The organism is Micromonospora sp. AMSO12t (genome assembly GCF_008806585.1).
GTDB classification, from domain to species: domain Bacteria; phylum Actinomycetota; class Actinomycetes; order Mycobacteriales; family Micromonosporaceae; genus Micromonospora; species Micromonospora reichwaldensis.
Genome location: NZ_WAAS01000167.1, coordinates 1 through 14,585 on the forward strand (window position 1 = coordinate 1; position 14,585 = coordinate 14,585).

The 14,585-nt window shown below is 71.6% G+C and carries 12 protein-coding genes; 9 read left to right on the forward strand and 3 right to left on the reverse strand.

What is annotated here, in order from left to right; all coding sequences use genetic code 11:
* Positions 1-106 precede the first annotated feature (106 nt).
* The 3 genes from cysC to galT all read left to right on the forward strand — a co-directional run bounded on the left by cysC (position 107) and on the right by galT (position 3,638).
* The gene (cysC, locus tag F6X68_RS21945; protein WP_151456050.1) at positions 107-1,636 is read left to right on the forward strand and encodes an adenylyl-sulfate kinase; all 1,530 of its coding nucleotides are present in this window, start codon (positions 107-109) and stop codon (positions 1,634-1,636) included.
* A gap of 104 nt (positions 1,637-1,740) precedes the next feature.
* Positions 1,741-2,565, forward strand: coding sequence for a DeoR/GlpR family DNA-binding transcription regulator (locus F6X68_RS21950; RefSeq protein WP_151456051.1), 825 nt, complete (start codon positions 1,741-1,743; stop codon positions 2,563-2,565).
* The gene (gene galT, locus F6X68_RS21955) at positions 2,562-3,638 is read left to right on the forward strand and encodes a galactose-1-phosphate uridylyltransferase (protein WP_151456052.1); all 1,077 of its coding nucleotides are present in this window, start codon (positions 2,562-2,564) and stop codon (positions 3,636-3,638) included. Before F6X68_RS21950 ends, galT begins: the two co-directional genes overlap by 4 nt.
* A gap of 551 nt (positions 3,639-4,189) precedes the next feature.
* On the opposite strand, the gene F6X68_RS21960 is transcribed toward galT, so the two are convergent.
* A complete protein-coding gene (locus F6X68_RS21960; protein WP_101412708.1) occupies positions 4,190-5,407 on the reverse strand; it encodes an NADP-dependent isocitrate dehydrogenase in 1,218 nt (405 codons plus the stop codon).
* A gap of 138 nt (positions 5,408-5,545) precedes the next feature.
* Here F6X68_RS21960 and F6X68_RS21965 point away from each other — a divergent pair, with 138 nt between their 5' ends.
* On the forward strand, positions 5,546-6,352 hold the full coding sequence (locus F6X68_RS21965) for an MBL fold metallo-hydrolase (protein ID WP_151456053.1): 807 nt from the start codon (positions 5,546-5,548) through the stop codon (positions 6,350-6,352).
* A gap of 58 nt (positions 6,353-6,410) precedes the next feature.
* Here F6X68_RS21965 and mdh read toward each other — a convergent pair whose 3' ends face one another.
* Both mdh and F6X68_RS21975 read right to left on the reverse strand, forming a co-directional pair.
* Positions 6,411-7,361, reverse strand: a complete 951-nt coding sequence (gene mdh / locus F6X68_RS21970; RefSeq protein ID WP_151456054.1) for a malate dehydrogenase — start codon at positions 7,359-7,361, stop codon at positions 6,411-6,413.
* A gap of 140 nt (positions 7,362-7,501) precedes the next feature.
* Positions 7,502-8,362 (reverse strand): bifunctional methylenetetrahydrofolate dehydrogenase/methenyltetrahydrofolate cyclohydrolase, encoded by an 861-nt coding sequence (locus tag F6X68_RS21975; protein WP_151456055.1) that lies wholly within the window; start codon positions 8,360-8,362, stop codon positions 7,502-7,504.
* Positions 8,363-8,793: 431 nt separating this feature from the next.
* On the opposite strand from F6X68_RS21975, the gene F6X68_RS21980 reads away from it, so the two are divergent.
* The 5 genes from F6X68_RS21980 to F6X68_RS22000 all read left to right on the forward strand — a co-directional run.
* Positions 8,794-10,398, forward strand: coding sequence for an ABC transporter substrate-binding protein (locus tag F6X68_RS21980; protein ID WP_151456056.1), 1,605 nt, complete (start codon positions 8,794-8,796; stop codon positions 10,396-10,398).
* Between the two features lie 85 nt (positions 10,399-10,483).
* Positions 10,484-11,422, forward strand: coding sequence for an ABC transporter permease (locus tag F6X68_RS21985; protein ID WP_151456057.1), 939 nt, complete (start codon positions 10,484-10,486; stop codon positions 11,420-11,422).
* Positions 11,423-11,520: 98 nt separating this feature from the next.
* The gene (locus F6X68_RS21990) at positions 11,521-12,477 is read left to right on the forward strand and encodes an ABC transporter permease (RefSeq protein WP_151456058.1); all 957 of its coding nucleotides are present in this window, start codon (positions 11,521-11,523) and stop codon (positions 12,475-12,477) included.
* 101 nt (positions 12,478-12,578) lie between these two features.
* A complete protein-coding gene (locus tag F6X68_RS21995; RefSeq protein WP_151456059.1) occupies positions 12,579-13,616 on the forward strand; it encodes an ABC transporter ATP-binding protein in 1,038 nt (345 codons plus the stop codon).
* Positions 13,600-14,585, forward strand: a 986-nt coding sequence (locus F6X68_RS22000; protein WP_151456060.1) for an ABC transporter ATP-binding protein, incomplete at its 3' end; no start/stop codon positions are given. The genes F6X68_RS21995 and F6X68_RS22000, both read left to right, overlap by 17 nt.

Consider the following 14,585-nt stretch of genomic DNA (forward strand, 5'->3'; position numbering starts at 1 on the left):
CGCCGGCCGCCACCCCCTACCTTCGCGTGCGGGGTGGAGTGGCGCTCTCGACCGATCGCCGGGCGGCTGAGAAACTGTGTGCCGGTCAGTGTCGTTTGGGGGATGGATGAGCAACAGCTGGGTGCTGCCCGACGAGGTGCTCCGGGACGCGCCGGCGTACACGCCACGCCCCGGCGAGCTGGCTGACCTGGAGCTGCTGCTGATCGGGGCGTACGCCCCGCTGGCCGGCTTCATGACCCGCGCCGACCTGGTCTCGGTGAGTCGGCGGGGCCGGCTCGCCGACGGCTCACCGTGGCCGGTGCCGGTGACCCTCCAGGTGCCGACGGCGCTCGCCCAGGGTCTCGACCCGCGCGACGAGGCACGCCGCACCCTGGTGCTCACCGACGGGGAGGGCGCGCCGGTCGCGGCGCTGGACGTCGCCGACGCGTGGCAGGTCCGCGACGGGGTGGCCGGCGTCGGGGGCACGGTCCGCCGGCTCGGCGACGGCGGTCACGGCCCCTTCCAGCGGCTGCGCCGCACCCCCGAGGAGGTACGCCCGCTGCTGCCGTCCGGTCGGGTGCTCGGGGTGATCGCCGACCGCCCGCTGCACCGGCCGCAGCTCGCCCAGATCGCCCACGCGGTCCGCACGCTCGGCGCCCACCTGCTGGTGATGATCCCGGTCGGCGAGGACGGCCTCGGCGGGTTGCCGCCGGAGTCGCTCGTACGCAGCGTCTTCGCCGCCCGCGACCGGATGCCGCCGGCCACGCTCGTCGCCGTCCCGTTGTCCCGCCGGCGCGACGAGATCAGCGACGCGCTGCTGCGGGCGCGGGTGTCGGCGGCGTACGGCGTCACGCACCTGCTCTCCACCGGCGAGATGCTCTCCGGCGCCGGCCTGCGGGTGCTGGTGCCGCGCGAGCTGGCCTACGACAACCGCGACGGGCAGTGGCGCTGGCGGGAGGACATCCCGCCCCGCAACCGACGCCTGGCGCTGACCCAGCCGGAGATCGACGACCTGCTGGACCGGGGTTTCCCGCTCCCCGAGTGGCACACCCCGCCCGCGGTGGCGAAGGAGCTGGCCCGGGCCCGGCCGCCGCGGCGGCACCGGGGCCTGGTGGTCTTCCTGACCGGGCTCTCGGGCTCCGGCAAGTCGACGATCGCCCGGGGCCTGGCCGACGTGCTGCGCGAGCAGGGCGACCGGAGCATCACGCTGCTCGACGGCGACGTGGTGCGCCGCGAGCTCTCCGCCGGGCTGGGCTTCAGCAAGGCCGACCGGGACCTCAACGTGCGCCGGATCGGCTGGGTGGCGGCGGAGATCGCCCGGCACCACGGCGTCGGCATCTGCTGCCCCATCGCCCCGTACGCCCAGGCCCGCGCGACCGCCCGGGAGATGGCGCTGGCCGCCGGTGCGGGCTTCGTGCTGGTGCACGTGGCGACCCCGCTGGAGGTCTGCGAGCAGCGCGACCGCAAGGGCCTCTACGCCCGGGCCCGGGCCGGCCTGCTCACCGGGATGACCGGCATCGACGACCCCTACGAGGAGCCGACCGACGCGGACCTGGTGGTCGACACCAGCGACATGACGATCGACGAGGCGGTCGAGGCCGTCCTGCACCACCTGAACGAGACAGGTTGGGTCGAACCCCGGCTCCAGTCCATCTGATCGGCCCTCCGCCTACCGGTGCTCTCCCCTTCGCGCTAGTGTTCACCTTTGTTTGAACACGTTCGACCGCGTGAGGGCGCGCGGCTGGCACGGAGGTGCGACGGATGCTCGCTCAGCAACGGCAGGCGGCCATCCTGGACCGGGTCCGCGCCACCGGCGGCGTACGGGTCACCGAGCTGGCCGCCGAGTACGGCGTCTCGGACATGACCATCCGGCGCGACCTGGAGGCGCTGCACGAGCGCGGCCTGCTGGCCAAGGTGCACGGCGGCGCCACGGTGGCCGGCCCCGGCTCGACCGACGAACCGGGCTTCCGGGCCAAGTCGGTGCGGCAACTGGCGGAGAAGGCGGCCATCGCCGGCCGCGCCGCCGAGCTGGTCCGCCCCGGGGCGGCGGTCGCCCTCTCCGCCGGCACCACCACCGCCGAGCTGGCCCGTCGACTGGTCGACGTGCCGGGCCTGACCGTCGTCACCAACTCGCTGCCGGTGGCCGAGATCCTGCACGCCGGCGGCCGGTCCGACCAGACCGTGGTGCTCACCGGCGGGGTGCGTACGCCGTCGGACGCGCTGGTCGGGCCGCTGGCCGTCGCCGCCATCCGGTCGCTGCACCTGGACCTGCTCTTCCTCGGCGTGCACGGGATCACCGAGCGGGCCGGGTTCACCACGCCGAACCTGATGGAGGCGGAGACCGACCGCGCCCTGGTGGCCGCCGCCGACCGGCTGGTCGTGCTCGCCGACCACACCAAGTGGGGCACCGTCGGCATCTCCTCGATCGTTGAGCTTTCCGCCGCCCACGTGCTGGTCACCGACGACCGGCTGTCCCCCGACGCGCGGCGGGCGCTCGACGACCGGGTGGGCGAACTGGTGGTCGTGCCCCCCGCCACGGGCGCGGGGCGGACGGCCACGACGACAGATGAGGGGATGGCGAGGTGAAGCGCACCGCGATCGCGCTGGCCGACGGCCGGGAGCTGATCTACTTCGACGAACGGGACGACGCCGTCCGCGACCAGCCGGACCGGCGCGAGCTGCCCCCGCCACCGCCCGCGTCGCAGCTGCGCCTGGACCCGCTGACCGACGAGTGGGTGGCCGTCGCCGTGCACCGGCAGACGCGCACCTTCCTCCCGCCAGCCGACCAGTGCCCGCTCTGCCCCAGCACCAACGGGCGGCAGAGCGAGATCCCGGCGCCCGACTACGACGTCGCCGTCTTCGAGAACCGGTTCCCCTCCCTCAGCGGCCGGGTGGCCGAGGAGCCCGCCGAGATCACCCCGTTCACCCCGGTCCGCCCGGGTCGGGGCCGCTGCGAGGTGGTCTGCTTCACCGACGACCACAACGCGTCCTTCGCGTCCCTCCCGCCATGCCGCGTGCGTACCGTCCTCGACGCGCTCGCCGACCGCACGTCGGCGCTCGCGGAGCTGCCCGGGGTGGAGCAGGTGTTCTGCTTCGAGAACCGGGGCGTGGAGATCGGCGTGACCCTGCACCACCCGCACGGCCAGATCTACGCGTACCCCTTCGTGACCCCGCGGACCCGGGCGCTGCTGGCCGCCGCCCGCCGGCACGCGGAACGCACCGGCGGGCGCAACCTCTACGCCGACGTGCTCGCCGCCGAGCGGGCCGGCGGCGACCGGGTGGTCGCCGCCAACGAGCACTGGACGGCGTACGTCCCGGCGGCGGCCCGCTGGCCGTTCGAGGTGCACGTGGCCCCGCACCGGCCGGTGCCGGACATCCCCGCGCTCGACGACGCCGAGCGGGACGCCTTCGGGCCGCTCTACCTGGACCTGCTGCGCCGCTTCGACGGGCTGTTCGACCTGCCGATGCCCTACATCGCCGCCTGGCACCAGGCGCCGGTACGCGTCGACCGCGAGCTGGGCCACCTGCACCTGCAGCTGTTCAGCATCCGGCGCGCGAAGGACAAGCTGAAGTACCTGGCGGGCTCGGAGTCCGCAATGGGCGTCTTTATCAACGACATCGCCCCGGAGCGCGCCGCCGAACTCCTCCGCGCCGCCTGAGCCCCGACACCGCGCCCGATGGGGCGAGACGGCGACCGGCGTGCCCCCGCCGGTTCGACCGTCGCTGCCAGGTGGAGCGGTACCGGTGGGCGCGGACGGCCGGCGCCGGCGCCGGTGGCGGTGGCGGGGTGGAGACAGGGCGCGGGGGGCCCGGGACAGGGCCCCCCGCAGGGAAGGGACGGCTGGCTGTGCGCGACAGCCGGGAAGGCTGGCTGATCGGCACGCTTGCCGCGAGGCGACCGCGGTCAACCTTCCTGGACGCGACTGGCATCTCGTCCACCCAGGTCAACGAGGCGCGCCGACGTAGGTGACGCCGAACGGCGCGTCACCCGCCGACACGCCGCAAGCCGATCCGCAGGCGTCGCCGGATCCGGGCGAGCCGAGTAGATCTTGGTAGGAACAAGCCCCTGGAGGGGCCGTTTCTCACCAAGATCTCAGGCACTCGCCTGGCGACCACCGCCCGAGACCACGGAGCCCGCCGGCGGGTGCCGGCGGGCTCCTGGTGATGCGGCGGCAGCACCGTCAGGTGCCGCCGGGTGGCGCGGAGAGGATCAGGCGGAGAGCTTGCGCGCCAGGTTCTCGTCGAGCGCGTTCATGAACTCGTCGGTGGTCAGCCACGGGGCGTCCCGCGAGATGAGCAGCGAGAGGTCCTTGGTCATCTGGCCGCCCTCGACGGTGTCGACGATGACCTGCTCCAGGGTGTTGGCGAACTCGGTGACCGCCGGGGTGCCGTCCAGCTTGCCCCGGTGGGCCAGGCCCCGGGTCCAGGCGTAGATCGACGCGATCGGGTTGGTCGAGGTCTTCTCGCCCTTCTGCCACTGCCGGTAGTGCCGGGTGACCGTGCCGTGCGCGGCCTCGGCCTCGACCGTACGGCCGTCCGGGGAGAGCAGCACCGAGGTCATCAGGCCCAGCGAGCCGAAGCCCTGCGCGACGGTGTCGGACTGCACGTCACCGTCGTAGTTCTTGCAGGCCCAGACGTAGCCGCCCTCCCACTTGAGCGCGGCGGCGACCATGTCGTCGATGAGCCGGTGCTCGTAGGTGATGCCGGCGGCGTCGAACTCGGCCTTGAACTCGTTCTCGAACACCTCGGCGAAGATGTCCTTGAACCGGCCGTCATACGCCTTGAGGATGGTGTTCTTGGTGGACAGGTAGACCGGGTAGTTGCGGTCCAGGCCGTACCGGAACGAGGCGCGGGCGAAGTCCCGGATCGACTCGTCGTAGTTGTACATGCCCATGGCGATGCCGCCGCCGGGGAAGTTGGCGACCTCCATCTCCATCGGGGCGCCGCCGTCGGCCGGGGTGTAGGTGACGGTCACCTTGCCCGGGCCCGGGACGACGAAGTCGGTGGCCTTGTACTGGTCACCGTGGGCGTGCCGGCCGATGATGATCGGCTTGGTCCAGCCGGGGACCAGCCGCGGCACGTTGGACATGATGATCGGCTCGCGGAAGACGACGCCGCCGAGGATGTTGCGGATCGTGCCGTTCGGCGACCGCCACATCTTCTTCAGGCCGAACTCCTCCACCCGGGCCTCGTCCGGGGTGATGGTCGCGCACTTGACGCCGACGCCGTGCTCCTTGATGGCGTTGGCGGCGTCGACGGTGACCTGGTCGTCGGTCTCGTCGCGGTGCTGGATCGACAGGTCGTAGTAGTGCAGGTCGACGTCGAGGTAGGGCAGGATCAGCTGCTCCCGGATCTGCTTCCAGATGATCCGGGTCATCTCGTCGCCGTCGAGCTCAACGACCGGGTTGTTTACCTTGATCTTCGCCATCGGCCGGCGCTCCTCTCGGGGGACTCGTGCTCAAGCAGTACGAGCGTACTGGAAACTGATCGGCAGTCCCCAGCCGGCCTCGGTCGGGCCGGAACAAACGACGTGCACGGCGCACGGGACCGCTGGCATGATCGCCGGATGCCACCGAGCCGCATCCTCGGGTCTATCACGGTCACCGCGCTCACCGACGGCAAGGGACCGTTCTTCCAGCCCCGCGCGGAGGCGTTCCCGGACGCCACGCCGGAGCACTGGCGCGCGGCCGACCTGCGTGACCCGGCCACGGTGACCGCCGACGGACGGTGGTGGCTGCCGTTCCGCAGCTTCGCCATCCGCGCCGGCGACGGGCCGGTGACCCTGGTCGACGCGGGGATCGGCCCGGCCGGCTCGCCCGCCGCGAGCTGGGCGCCGGTGCCCGGCCGGCTGCCGGCCGAACTCGCCGCCGCCGGCATCGACCCGGCCGACGTACGCACGGTGGTGCTCACCCACCTGCACAGCGACCACGTCGACTGGGCGGTCACCGGCTCGCCGGGGACGCCGTACTTCCCGAACGCCGACTACGTGCTCCAGCGGGCCGAGCTGGCCGCCGTGGGGCAGCTCGCCCCGGGGCTGTCGGCCGGCCTGGTCGCGCCGTTGCGCGCCGCCGGCCAGCTCCGGGTGGTCGACGGCGAGGAGAGGCTGGATCCGACGGTACGGCTGCTGCCGACCCCGGGGCACACGCCCGGGCACCAGTCGGTGCTGCTGGAGGTGGGCGACGAGCGGCTGCTGCTCACCGGCGACCTGCTGGTGCACGCCGTGCAACTGGTCGACCCCGAGCTGGCGTACGCCCACGAGGAGGACGCCCCCGCGGCGCGTGCCTCGCGGGTGGGGCTGCTGCGCGACCTGGCCGCGCGCGGGCCCACGGTGCTCGCTACCCCGCACCTGGGCGAGGCGTTCATGACGCTGTAGGGCGGTACGACGAGGGGGCACGCCGGCGGACCGGCGTGCCCCCTCGACGGGTGGTGGGTCACATGGAGGCGACGTCGCCCTGCTTGGCGCGGACGGCCTCGGCGGCCTCCTTCAGGCTGGCCAGCTCGTCGGCGTCCAGGTCCGTCTCGACGACCCGCTTGACGCCCTCGGCGCCGATCGCGGCCTCGACACCCAGGTAGACGCCGGAGATGCCGTACTCGCCGTCGACCCAGGCGCAGACCGGCATGACCTCGCCCGAGTCCTCCGCGACGGCCTTGGCCATCCGCGCGGCGGCGGCCGACGGCGCGTAGTACGCCGAACCGGTCTTGAGCAGCGCGACCACCTCGGCGCCGCCGTTGCGGGTCTTGACGACCAGCTCCTCGATCTGCTCCGCCGGCATGGCCTCACGCAGCGGCTTGCCGTCGACGGTGCTCTGCGACGGCACCGGCACCATCGTGTCGCCGTGCGAGCCGAGGGTCAGCGTCTTCACCGACTTCACCGGTACGCCCAGCGCCTCGGCCACGAAGTTGGTGAACCGGGCGGTGTCCAGCATGCCGGCCTGTCCGAGGACCCGGTTCTTCGGGAACTGGGTGGCGAGCTGGGCCAGCGCGGTCATCTCGTCGAGCGGGTTGGACACGACGATGACGACGGCGTTCGGGGCGTACTTGGCGACGTTCTCGGAGACCTGGCGGACGATCTTCGCGTTCGTCTCGAGCAGGTCCATGCGGCTCATGCCCGGCTTGCGCGGCAGGCCGGCGGTGATCACGACGACGTCCGAGCCCTCGATCGCCTCGTAGCCCTCGCCGTTCGGACCGGTGGTCGCGCCGACCACCTTGGTCTCGAAGCCCTCGACGGCGCGCGACTGGTTGAGGTCCAGGGCGAGACCTGCGGGCTTGCCCTCCACGATGTCGGTGATCACGACGGTGTCGAAGACGTCGTACTCGGCCAGGCGCTGTGCGGTGGTGGAGCCGTAGAAGCCGGCCCCGACGACAGTGACCTTCTTACCCATGGTCGTCCCACTCCCTGCTACCAGTCGGTTTTCCGGACCGTATCAGTCATCCTGGCACCGATCAGGTCAGGGGAGGCGACCATCGCCGGGATGGGGCGAACGTCACGGCCGTCCGGCTCCGGGCGGGGCCCGGCGGGCGCTCAGTCGCGCTCGGCGCGCTCCACGACGTTGGTCAGCAGCATCGCGCGGGTCATCGGGCCGACGCCGCCCGGCATGGGCACCAGCTTGCCGGCCACCTCCGCCGCGTCACCGGCGACGTCGCCGGTGTAGCGGCCCTTGCCGTCCGGGCCGATGACCCGGGTGATGCCGACGTCGACCACGACCGCGCCCGGCGTGAGCATGTCGGCGGTGAGCAGGCCCGGTACGCCGGCGGCCACGATGACGATGTCGGCGGCCCGGGTGTGCGAGGCCAGGTCGAGGGTGCCGGTGTGGCAGAGGGTCACGGTGGCGTTCTCGCTGCGGCGGGTGAGCAGCAGGCCGAGCGGGCGGCCGACGGTGTTGCCGCGGCCGACCACGGCGACATTGGCGCCGCGCAGCGGCACGTCGTGCCGGCGGAGCAGCTCGACGATGCCGCGCGGGGTGCAGGGCAGCGGGGCGTCGTAGCCCAGGACGAGCCGACCGAGGTTGACCGGGTGCAGGCCGTCGGCGTCCTTGTCCGGGTCGATCAGCTCCAGCACCCGCTGGGTGTCGAGGTGGCCCGGCAGCGGCAGCTGGACGATGTAGCCGTGGCAGGCCGGGTCGGCGTTCAGCTCGGCGAGCACGGCGTCGACCTGCGCCTGGGTCGCGTCGGCCGGCAGCTCGCGGCGGATCGAGGCGACCCCCACCTCGGCGCAGTCGCGGTGCTTGCCGTTGACGTACGCCTGGGAGCCGGGGTCCGCACCCACCAGGACGGTGCCGAGCCCGGGGGTGATGCCGCGTTCCGCCAGTGCCTTGACCCGTGTCCGCAGCTCGTCCTTGATCTCGGCCGCGGTCGCCTTGCCGTCCAGAAGCGTCGCCGTCACGCCCAGATCGTCTCACGGTCGGCGGCCGGCGATCCGACGACCCGCGCCAAGCCCGCAATGTGACCACTAAGAGTGACGTGCGGTTAATCACTCTGAGTGACGCACGGGCCGGCGACGCCCCGGCTGGAACCGGACTCCCGGGCCATCGGGGCGACGGACGGGCACGCCCGGACCGGGATGGCGCGAACGGGCGGAGCGGGCGCGACGAGCACCGACCGCGTCGAGAGTCCGCGCTGCCCAGCGCCGCATTAGCGGCGCCACGGCATTAGCAGACCCGGCCCGCCACGGCAAGGCCCCGACGGTGACTCCGTTATCGGTTCGCAACCCGCCCGTTGTCGATCGCCAGCCGACGACCTACCGTTGCCCAACGTTGCGCAGCGTAAACCCAGCGCCGGGCCTGACTGCGCAGCGTGAGGAGATGAGGAGGCTACATGCGTGTTCGTAGGCTCGCTGCCTGGACCGCCCTCCCGCTCGCGGTGACCCTGGGCCTGGTGGCCTGCGGCTCGGGCGGCGACGGTGGATCCGGCGAGAGCAACCCCGACGCGGCCGTGCGGATCGAGATCGCCGAGCCGCAGCACCTGGTGCCCACCAACACCAACGAGACGAGCGGCTCGCAGGTGCTCGCCGCCCTGTTCAGCCCGCTGGTCGACTACGACGAGGCCAACAAGCCCCACGAGGTGGCGGCCGAGTCGGTGACGTCCGAGGACAACACGACCTGGACGGTCAAGCTGAAGGACGGCTACACCTTCCACAACGGCGAGAAGGTCACCGCCGACAACTACGTCGACGCCTGGAACTACGGCGCCTACGCCCCGAACGGCCAGAACTCCAGCTACTTCTTCGAGAAGATCGCCGGCTACGAGGACATGCAGGGCGAGACCCCGAAGGCCAAGACGCTCAGCGGGCTGAAGAAGGTCGACGACCTGACCTTCACCGTCACGCTGTCGGAGCCGTACAGCGAGTTCAAGTCCGTGCTCGGCTACACCGCCTTCTACCCGATGCCGAAGGCCGCGTTCTCCGCGCCCGGCGTACTGGCCGAGGGCTACGAGCAGGCACCGGTCGGTCAGGGCCCGTTCAAGATGAAGGGCGCCTGGCAGCACGACGCCAAGGTCGAGGTCGAGAAGTACGACGCCTTCCCCGGCGAGAAGCCGAAGGTGGCCGGCGTCGAGTTCCGGATCTACCAGCAGCCGACCGCCGCGTACGCGGACGTGCTCTCGGACAACCTGGACGTCATCAAGACCATCCCGACCGAGAACCTCTCGACGGCCGGCACCGACCTCGGTGACCGGTTCAAGCAGAGCTCCGCCTCGTCGCTCCAGGTGCTGGCCTTCCCGACGTTCCAGGAGGAGTTCAGCAACCCGGACGTGCGCAAGGCCATCTCGATGGCGATCGACCGGGACGAGATCACCAAGTCGATCTTCAAGGACTCGCAGCAGCCGGCCCGCTCGTTCGTCTCGCCGGTCGTCGCGGGCTACCGCGACAGCACCATCGGCGAGGCCGGCGAGTTCGACCCGGCCAAGGCCAAGAGCCTGTACCAGGCCGCGGGCGGCCCGGCGAGGATCGAGCTGTCCTACAACGGCGACGGCGGCCACAAGGACTGGATCGACGCGACCTGCAACCAGCTCAAGACCAACCTGGGCGTGGACTGCGTGGGCACCGCCGAGCCGAAGTTCGCGGACCTGCTGACCAAGGTGAAGGCCAAGCAGCCGGTCGGCCTGTTCCGGATGGGCTGGGTCATGGACTACCCGTCCATGGAGAACTACCTGGGCCCGCTGTACAGCAGCAACGGCTCGTCGAACTACTACGGCTACAGCAACCCCGAGTTCGACAAGCTGCTCGCCGAGGGCGCCAGCGCCGCGAACGAGGACGAGGCGATCAAGAAGTACCAGGCGGCCGAGGACCTGCTGGCGGAGGACCTGCCGGTGATCCCGCTGCGGTACGGCCAGAACAACTTCGGCCACTCCACCAAGGTGACGAACGTGGAGATGGATCTCTTCGACCGGATCGACCTCGTGAAGATCGAGGCCGTCAAGTAACACCACGGCAGGACGGGTCGGGCCATCGGCGGACGGTGGCCCGACCCGCCTTCCTCTTCGCACTTTTTCCGCCAGACTGCCAAGTATGTTCCGCTTCATCCTGCGGCGTCTGCTCCAGATGGTCCTCGCGTTCTTCGGGACCACGCTGATCGTCTACGCGCTGATGTTCGCCGGCCAGGGCGATCCCATCCAGGCGCTCGCCGGTGAGCGCCCGGTCACGGCGGCTCAGCGGGCATACCTGACGGAGAAGTTCCACCTCGACCGGACCGGGGTCGGCGGCTTCTTCTACCGCTACTTCGACTACCTCAAGAACCTGCTCCAGGGTGACCTCGGGCAGTCCCTCACCGGACGCTCGATCGGCGACATCCTGGCCGCCGCCTGGCCGGTCACGGTCAAGCTGGCGCTGATCGCCATGGCGGTCACCATCCTCTTCGGCGTCACCGCGGGCGTGCTCGCCGGAATCCGGCGGGCCAGCATCTTCGACAACTCGACCCTGCTGCTGACCCTGCTGGTGCTCGGCATCCCGACGATCGTGCTCGCGCCGCTGGCGCAGTACCTCCTCGGCGTCAGGTGGCAGCTCTTCCCGGCCACCGCAGGCGCCGACCCGGACCTGTACGCGCTCCTGCTGCCGGGCATCGTGCTCGGCTCGCTCTCGCTGGCCACCGCACTGCGGCTGACCCGGACGTCCGTGGCCGAGAACCTGCGCGCCGACTACGTCCGCACCGCCCGGTCGAAGGGGCTCGTGAGGCGGCGGATCGTCAGCGTCCACGTGCTGCGCAACTCCCTCATCCCGGTGGTCACCTTCCTCGGCGTCGAGCTGGGCAACCTGATGAGCGGCGCGATCATCACCGAGGGCGTGTTCAACATCCCCGGCGTCGGCTTCAACCTCTTCCGCGGCATCCGCACCGAGGACGGCCCGCTGGTGGTGGGCATCGTCAGCGTGCTCGTCGTGGTCTACCTCGTCTCCAACCTGGTGGTGGACGTCCTGTACGCCGTACTCGACCCGAGGATCCGCTATGAGTGAGCGCAGCGAACGAATCGGCAGCGCAGTGTTTCGTGCCGGCGCCGAGCGCAGCGAGGTGCGGGCATGAGTGAGCGCAGCGAAGCCAGCGAGGTGCGGGCATGAGTGACTTCGAGACCGTCGCGGCGAGCGAGAACCAGGCCGCGCGGCGGGGGCCGTCGGGTGAGCCCGGCGCGCCGAACCAGGTCGGCGTACCGCAGAAGCCCCGCAGCCTGGCCGGCGACGCCTGGCGCGACCTGCGCCGCAAGCCGATCTTCTGGATCAGCCTCGCCCTGGTGCTGCTGGTCGCCGCCATGGCCGCCGTGCCGGGGCTGTTCACCGCGAACGATCCGCGCGACTGCGTGCTGGCCCGTCAGCACGCCGGGCCGTCCGGCGGGGCGATCTTCGGGTACGACTTCCAGGGCTGCGACACGTACGCCAGGGCGGTCTACGGCGCCCGCGCGTCGCTGCTGGTCGGCGCGCTCTCCGCCCTGCTCACCGGCCTGATCGCGCTCGCCGTGGGGATGCTGGCCGGCTACTTCGGCCGCTGGGTCGACGCGGTGCTCTCCCGGGTGATCGACGTGGTCCTCGGCATCCCGCTCCTGCTCGCCGCGATCGTGCTGCTCAAGCGGGTCAACAGCGACAGCTCGGCGGTCCGGATCGGCGCGGTCATCTTCGTGCTGGCGATCCTCGGCTGGACCACCGCCGCCCGCGTCGTCCGCTCCTCGGTGATCACCGCCAAGGAGCAGGACTACGTCGCGGCGGCCCGGATGCTCGGCGCCGGCGACGGCCGGATCATGCTGCGGCACATCCTGCCCAACGCGCTCGCCCCGGCGATCGTGGTGCTGACGATCGCCCTCGGCTCGTTCATCGCCGCCGAGGCCACGCTGAGCTTCCTCGGCATCGGGCTCAGGGCGCCGACCATCTCCTGGGGCATCGACATCGACGCGGGCCGGGTGCACATGCGGGAGTCGGTCACCCCGCTGCTGGTCCCCTCGACGTTCCTGGCGCTGACCGTGCTGGCGTTCATCATGCTCGGCGACGCGATCCGCGACGCCTTCGACCCGAAGTTGAGATGACGGGCCCCGTGCGGCCCCGTCGTCGCGAGCGAAAGGCGTGCCATGCGAGCGCGAGGAGTGAGCGCAGCGAGCCCCGCAGTCGCGAGCGAAAGGCGTGAACCGTGAGCCAGTCCGCCGTCCGACCCACGCCGGCCTCACCCACCCCCGAGGGCGGGCACCTGCTGGACCTACGGGACCTGCACGTCGAGTTCCGCACCAGCGAGGGCGTGGCCAGGGTGATCAACGGGGTCTCGTACCACCTCGATCCCGGCGAGACGCTCGCCGTGCTCGGCGAGTCGGGCTCCGGCAAGTCGGTCACCGCCCAGGCGATCATGGGCATCCTCGACACTCCCCCGGCCGTGATCCGCTCCGGCGAGATCCTCTACCAGGGGCGGGACCTGCTGAAACTGCCGGAGGAGCAGCGCCGGCAGGTACGCGGCAAGGAGATCGCGATGATCTTCCAGGACGCCCTCTCCGCGCTGAACCCCGTCTTCGGAGTGGGCTGGCAGATCGGCGAGACGCTGCGCCAGCGCGAGGGCATGTCGAAGGCGGACGCCCGTGCCCGCGTCGTCGAGCTGATGGACCTGGTACGGATCCCCGCCGCCGCCAGCCGGCTCGGCGACTACCCGCACCAGTTCTCCGGCGGCATGCGGCAGCGCGTCATGATCGCGATGGCGCTGGCCATGAACCCGAAGGTGCTGATCGCCGACGAGCCGACCACGGCCCTGGACGTCACCGTGCAGGCCCAGATCATGGACCTGCTGGCCGACCTGCGCCGCGACCTCGACATGGCGATGATCCTGATCACGCACGACCTCGGCGTGGTCGCCGGCGTCGCGGACCGGATCGCCGTCATGTACGCCGGCCGCATCGTCGAGCACGCCGACGTCCGCTCGCTGTACCGGGCGCCGGCCCACCCGTACACGAAGGGGTTGCTGGAGTCGATCCCTCGGATGGACGTCCGGGGCCAGGAGCTCTCCACGATCAGGGGGCTGCCGCCCAACCTGATGCGGATCCCGTCCGGCTGCCCCTTCCACCCCCGGTGCCCGTACGTGCAGCAGGTCTGCGTCGACGTGGTGCCGCACGACCTGGTCCTGGGCGACGGCCGGACCAGCGAGTGCCACTTCGCCCAGGAGGTCCGTGATGACAGCGCCCGCTAGCCCGACCAAGGTGCGCGGCGAGACGATCCTCGCCGTCGACAACGTGGTCAAGCACTTCCCGATCCGCCAGGGCGTGCTCTTCCAGCGGCAGGTCGGCGCCGTCAAGGCCGTCGACGGGGTCAGCTTCGAGCTGCGCCGGGGCGAGACCCTCGGGGTGGTCGGCGAGTCGGGCTGCGGCAAGTCGACGCTGGCCCGGCTGCTGATGCGGCTGGAGACGCCGACCGCCGGCCGGGCCACCCTGGAGGGCCGGGACCTGTTCTCCGCCTCCGGAGCCGAGTTGCGCCGGCTGCGGCGCAACATGCAGATGGTGATGCAGGACCCGTACACCTCGCTGAACCCGCGCATGACGGTCGGCGACATCATCGGCGAGCCGTTCGAGATCCACCCGGACGCCGCGCCGAAGGGCAGCCGGCGGGGCCGGGTGCGGGAGCTGCTCGACGTGGTCGGCCTCAACCCCGAGCACATCAACCGGTACCCGCACCAGTTCTCCGGCGGTCAGCGGCAGCGCATCGGCATCGCCCGCGCGCTCGCCCTGCGGCCCGAGATCATCGTCTGCGACGAGCCGGTCAGCGCCCTGGACGTGTCGATCCAGGCCCAGGTGATCAACCTGCTGGAGAAGCTCCAGGACGAGTTCGGCCTGTCGTACATCTTCATCGCGCACGACCTGTCGGTGGTCCGCCACATCTCGGACCGGGTCGCGGTCATGTACCTCGGCAAGATCGCCGAGATCGGCACCGAGGACGAGATCTACGAGCGCGCGACCCACCCGTACACCCAGGCGCTGCTCTCGGCCGTGCCGGTGCCGGACCCGGAGGCCCGCGACCGGCGCACCATGATCCGGCTCACCGGCGACGTGCCGAGCCCGGCCGACCCGCCGAGCGGCTGCCACTTCCGCACCCGCTGCTGGAAGGCCCAGGAGGTCTGCGCCACCCAGGAGCCCCACACGGTCCTCCGCGCCGCGGACCCCCA

Excerpts from the sequence above, each read along its gene's own strand:
- F6X68_RS21990 (WP_151456058.1), top strand. The coding sequence starts at position 11,521 with ATGAGTGACTTCGAGACCGTCGCGGCGAGCGAGAACCAGGCCGCGCGG.
- F6X68_RS21965 (WP_151456053.1), top strand. The coding sequence starts at position 5,546 with ATGCCACCGAGCCGCATCCTCGGGTCTATCACGGTCACCGCGCTCACC.
- cysC (WP_151456050.1), top strand. The coding sequence starts at position 107 with ATGAGCAACAGCTGGGTGCTGCCCGACGAGGTGCTCCGGGACGCGCCG.
- F6X68_RS21980 (WP_151456056.1), top strand. The coding sequence starts at position 8,794 with ATGCGTGTTCGTAGGCTCGCTGCCTGGACCGCCCTCCCGCTCGCGGTG.
- F6X68_RS21985 (WP_151456057.1), top strand. The coding sequence starts at position 10,484 with ATGTTCCGCTTCATCCTGCGGCGTCTGCTCCAGATGGTCCTCGCGTTC.
- mdh (WP_151456054.1), bottom strand. The coding sequence starts at position 7,361 with ATGGGTAAGAAGGTCACTGTCGTCGGGGCCGGCTTCTACGGCTCCACC.
- F6X68_RS21960 (WP_101412708.1), bottom strand. The coding sequence starts at position 5,407 with ATGGCGAAGATCAAGGTAAACAACCCGGTCGTTGAGCTCGACGGCGAC.
- F6X68_RS21950 (WP_151456051.1), top strand. The coding sequence starts at position 1,741 with ATGCTCGCTCAGCAACGGCAGGCGGCCATCCTGGACCGGGTCCGCGCC.